Raw genomic sequence first — 2250 nt, 5'->3', positions numbered from 1 at the left:
AAACCCGTCCCGCTCACGTACCACGGCGCGGCCACGCCAAGGGCGGCCTCAAAAAGCTGCTTCTCGCTCACGTTCCCTCAGGTAACGGTCCCAGACTTGGGTCGATTCTGGCTGCCACCCACTCGAAATTCAAAAGAGGCAACAAATGCGCAGATGATCGACACCTCCGCGCTACCGATCTTTTTCGCAGCCGTCGCCGCACTGCTGGTGGTCCCCGGACCAGACTTTATGCTCATTGCCTCTCAATCTGTTTCGAGGGGCGCCAGCTACGGAGTCGCGTGCTCGGCAGGCATCTTCCTTGCCGGAATTCTCCAAACGCTACTCGTTGCCTTTGGGCTCGGTGCGCTCATGGAAACTTGGCCCCTCGTTGCAACGATTGTTCGCCTGCTCGGCGCGGTGTACTTGGCATACCTCGGTCTAAGGCTCTTGCTGGCGTGGCACCGACAGCGAGAGCCCCAGTGCCACAACGCTCCTAAGTCAGCGCCGTCGATTCCTACTCTTCTGATGGTGGGCTTGGGAAACAATTTGCTCAACCCCAAAGCGCTGCTCTTTTTCTCAGTCTTCATCCCACAGTTTGTTGTCCCAGAGATTGGCTCGCCATCCACGCAAATCATGGCTTGGGGCGGCATGCTTTCGTTGTTGGCACTTGTCTACAACCTCACGTTGTCCTTGTTGCTCTCCTGGGTTCGCTTCTTGCACATCGACGTCCTGCGCCTTCAGCACCACGGGCAGGGGATCCTTGGTCTAGTGTTTCTCTTTCTTGCTGCTCGCCTTTCGTTGGCGAGGACGGCCTAGAGGCCGCCACAACCTTCAAGCTTTAGGCGCAACGCCCGCCATCACGCAAGGAGTCGTCAATGCTCGGTTTTCGTTAACTGCGCATCATCTTGATGCTGTTCTTGTTCTTGGCGGCCCATGTATCGCTTGGAGGCGTATGTCTTCTTCGCTAGCGAAAGTCGCCATCATCCGACAGCCGGCCCGCGAAGCTTGCGCAGCTGCGCAGTCCGGGCGCGTTAATCAAGCCGAGTAGAGCATCAGGTTGAACCGATGATGTCTGGCGCGTTGCTTTGCGCCAAACAGTTCCCTCAAGCGACGTCATCGATCGCTTAGCGATTGATGATGCCGCTTAGCTCACGCGTTAGCCCGCAGGACTCAAATGTGAAAGCCAAGACGTACCGAGTTATCCAAGAACACACCAGTGAATACCCCGAACCCATCACCTTTACGAAAGGGGCCCCTCTTTCCGTCGGTCAGAGACATGAAGGCCTTGAGGGTTGGGACGACTGGTTTTTTTGTGAAACTCCAGGGCAAAAAGGCGGCTGGGTTCCGGCACAAATCATCGAAATCATTAACGGAGCAACCGGCCGCGCTCGTGATGACTACACAGCTAGAGAGTTGAATGCGCAGTTAGGAGACTTACTTCTCGGCACAAGAACTTTGAATGGCTGGGTGTGGTGCGAGAACCCCAACAGTTCGGAGTCGGGGTGGGTCCCACTCGCAAACCTCAAAGAGGCTCACCCGTGATTTGTGTCATGTGGCGGCGGGCTGACAATTCATTCAAGCCTACGCCGCTTCGCGGCGCGGTGTAACTCAGGCGTTATGCCGCAAGGGAGAGTGCCGCTTTGATTGAGTATCTGATCGGAGGTTTGCTCGCGTTAGGCGTCGGGCTCTCGGCAAGCTCCCTCGGCTTTGACCGAGACCGCAGCTTCTACTCGGTCATCCTTATCGTGATTGCGTCGTACTACATGCTATTCGCTGCAATTGCTGGCTCTAACAGCGCGTTTCTTTCCGAGCTACTCGTCTTTTTGGTTTTCCTGGCTGTTGCAGTGGTTGGAGCTAAGCGGTGGCCGCTCTTGATTGCAGTGGGGCTGTTTGCCCACGGGATTTACGACATCTTTCACATTCACGTTGTCGACAATCCGGGCGTTCCGAGTTGGTGGCGCGGCTTCTGCCTCGCATTTGACTTCGTAGCAGGTGCGTATCTCATTGGCCTACATGCTCTGCGTCGAAGTCGCAAATCAAGCAATGCGGCCTAGCCGCTCCTTCAAGCGGAGAGACCAGTCGCCTCGCGATTGATGCTGTCGATCAGCCCCAGTCTTGAACGGCCGATTCTGGCCGAGGCTGTGTGAAAACCTTCTCTCCGTTGGCAAGATCTCAACACCAGTCGATTGGTGATGTGCATGAAGCGATTCGTCGATGGCGTCGACCGCTCCCAAGGGCTTTTGCTCCCTGATCGGTTGGAGGACTACGTCC

At 56.3% G+C, this 2250-nt stretch carries 3 protein-coding genes; all 3 read left to right on the top strand.

Features of this window, described 5'->3' with window-relative positions; genetic code table 11:
* The first annotated feature begins 153 nt into the window (after window positions 1-153).
* The 3 genes from O9255_RS13110 (at window position 154) to O9255_RS13100 (ending at window position 2033) form a co-directional block, all read left to right on the top strand.
* Entirely contained in the window at window positions 154-795 is a 642-nt protein-coding gene (locus O9255_RS13110) for a LysE family translocator (RefSeq protein WP_297867315.1), read from the top strand.
* Between the two features lie 318 nt (window positions 796-1113).
* Entirely contained in the window at window positions 1114-1521 is a 408-nt protein-coding gene (locus tag O9255_RS13105) for an SH3 domain-containing protein (protein ID WP_345781380.1), read from the top strand.
* Window positions 1522-1619: 98 nt separating this feature from the next.
* Window positions 1620-2033 carry a DUF6010 family protein gene (locus O9255_RS13100; RefSeq protein ID WP_297867314.1) on the top strand — a complete coding sequence of 138 codons (414 nt, stop codon included), beginning with the start codon at window positions 1620-1622 and terminating at the stop codon, window positions 2031-2033.
* The last annotated feature ends 217 nt before the right edge of the window (window positions 2034-2250 follow it).

This window comes from Silanimonas sp., from assembly GCF_027530345.1.
GTDB lineage: Bacteria > Pseudomonadota > Gammaproteobacteria > Xanthomonadales > Xanthomonadaceae > Silanimonas.
The sequence above is the reverse complement of the archived record's forward strand: the minus strand, read 5'-3'. Positions and strand labels throughout refer to the sequence as shown.

Bases quoted from the DNA above. Each gene is read 5' to 3' on its own strand.
- O9255_RS13110 (WP_297867315.1), top strand. From the start codon at position 154: ATGATCGACACCTCCGCGCTACCGATCTTTTTCGCAGCCGTCGCCGCA.
- O9255_RS13105 (WP_345781380.1), top strand. From the start codon at position 1,114: ATGATGCCGCTTAGCTCACGCGTTAGCCCGCAGGACTCAAATGTGAAA.